The following is a 1,334-nucleotide window of genomic DNA, read 5'->3' on the forward strand; positions in this document are numbered from 1 at the left end:
CCCGGCGACGAATGGCGCGCATTTCTCGCGCGGCTGCGCTCGCATGGCGTGCCATATCAGCTCGCCGACGTGCCGCTGAGCGGCGAGCGCCAGGCGTTCGTCGCGCTCGCGCCGGGCGTGGTGGTCGAGTTCGTGACGGCGGCGGACGACGCGGCCTGATCTCCGACCTCCGCGCGCCGACCTGAAGCGCGCACCAACACAACGCAACACCCCGGCTGTGATCTGGAGATTTCGATGCCTATTCCCTTGCTCGCGCTGGCGATCAGCGCTTTTGCCATCGGCACCACCGAGTTCCTCATCATGGGCCTGTTGCCCGACGTCGCGCGCGATCTCGGCGTGACGATTCCCGCCGCGGGCCTGCTCGTCACCGGCTACGCGCTCGGCGTCGCGGTGGGCGCGCCGCTGCTCGCCGTGCTCACCAGCCGCATGCCGCGCAAGCTCGCGCTGCAATTGCTGATGGGCGTGTTCATCGTCGGCAACGTGATGTGCGCGGTCGCCGACAACTACTCGCTGCTGATGGTCGCGCGCGTCGTGGCCTCGTTCGCGCACGGCTCGTTCTTCGGCATCGGCGCCGTGGTCGCGGCCTCGCTCGTGCCGCAGGAAAAGCGCGCCAGCGCCATCGCGATGATGTTCACGGGCCTCACGCTCGCGACCGTGCTCGGCGTGCCGTTCGGCACCGCGATCGGCCAGCAGTTCGGCTGGCGCGTGGCGTTCTGGATCGTCAGTGGCTTCGGCGTGATTTCGCTCATCGGCGTGACCGCGCTCGTGCCGAATCTGCACGATCACGCGCCGGTCGGACTCGGCCACGAAGTGCGCGTGCTGCGCGACCCGCAGGTGTGGATCGCGCTCGGCATGACGGTGCTGGGCTTCGGTGGCGTGTTCGTCGTGTTCACCTACATCGCGCCGATTCTGGAGCAGGTGAGCGGGTTCTCGCCGCGCGGCGTGACGCTGATGCTCGTGCTGTTCGGCGTGGGCCTCACGCTCGGCAACATGCTCGGCGGCAAGCTCGCGGACCGTGCGCTGATGCCGTCGCTGATGGGCATTCTGATCGCGCTCGCCGTGGTCATGGCGATCTTCACGAAGACGAGCCACGCGGCCATTCCGGCGGCGATCACGGTATTCGTCTGGGGCATCGCGGCGTTCGCGACCGTGCCGCCGCTGCAGATGCGCGTGGTGGCGAAGGCCGCCGCCGCGCCGAATCTGGCCTCGACGCTGAACATCGGCGCGTTCAACGTGGGCAACGCGATGGGCGCGTGGCTCGGCGGTCTCGTCATCACGCGCGGCCTCGCGCTCGATGCGCTGCCGTGGGTGGCCGCCGCCGTCTCGATCGCGGC

1 protein-coding gene and 1 pseudogene are annotated in these 1,334 nt (G+C 69.4%); both read left to right on the top strand.

Annotation, left to right across the window (positions count from 1 at the left end; all coding sequences use genetic code 11):
- Window positions 1-159 (top strand): annotated as a pseudogene (locus tag G3N97_RS39885) (extradiol dioxygenase); the annotation flags it as partial.
- A 75-nt stretch (window positions 160-234) separates the two neighbouring features.
- On the top strand, window positions 235-1,334 hold a 1,100-nt coding region (locus G3N97_RS38800), incomplete at its 3' end, for an MFS transporter (protein ID WP_205997998.1).

The organism is Paraburkholderia sp. Ac-20347, assembly GCF_017104805.1.
Taxonomy (GTDB): domain Bacteria; phylum Pseudomonadota; class Gammaproteobacteria; order Burkholderiales; family Burkholderiaceae; genus Paraburkholderia; species Paraburkholderia tropica.